The sequence below is a fragment of the Clostridioides sp. ES-S-0108-01 genome (assembly GCF_020662285.1).
Lineage (GTDB): Bacteria > Bacillota > Clostridia > Peptostreptococcales > Peptostreptococcaceae > Clostridioides.
The window spans coordinates 1-603 of sequence record NZ_JADGMN010000068.1 but is presented as its reverse complement, the minus strand read 5'-3'; the positions used below and the strand labels follow the sequence as shown (position 1 = coordinate 603).

The 603-nt window shown below is 38.8% G+C and carries 1 tRNA gene and 1 rRNA gene; both read right to left on the bottom strand.

Features of this window, described 5'->3' with window-relative positions:
- A 23S ribosomal RNA gene (locus IR152_RS19800) occupies nucleotides 1-116 on the bottom strand; the annotation flags it as partial.
- A 376-nt stretch (nucleotides 117-492) separates the two neighbouring features.
- Nucleotides 493-568 (bottom strand) — tRNA-Ala (locus IR152_RS19795).
- Between the last annotated feature and the right edge of the window lie 35 nt (nucleotides 569-603).

Sequence of the window (603 nt, the reverse complement as noted above, 5' to 3'; positions counted from 1 at the left end):
CGGAAATCTTCGGATCAAAGTTTACGTGCAACTCCCCGAAGCTTATCGCAGCTTATCACGTCCTTCATCGGCTCCTAGTGCCAAGGCATCCGCCCTGCACCCTTAATAACTTGACCAGTTAAAAAGGCTTGATAGATTAGAAGCTATCAACTTCGATAATTTTAAAAAGTTATCAACTTTATATATTATAAATTAGATGTCATATCACTAAATATATATATGCAGTTTTCAAAGTGCTAACGCACCACGTCAGCGAACAACCTTCGTATTCACTCAGATTATTCCGTTACTTAAAGTGCTAAAGCATGGCGCCAACGAATAAATTCCGTTACTTAAAGTGCTAACACACAGCGCCAACAAACAAACTTCACATGCGTTCAGTTTATTCCGTTGCTTAAAGTGCTAACGCACAAAGCCTGTATAAATTTAAGCTATAAGTGCATTGTAAGAGACTACTAAGTAAATCAAAGATTTAAGTAATATACTCTTAAATGGTGGAGATGAGGAGAGTCGAACTCCTGACCCCTTGCTTGCAAGGCAAGTGCTCTCCCAACTGAGCTACACCCCCATATATGAAGTTCATAAAGAACCCTCAAAATTAAA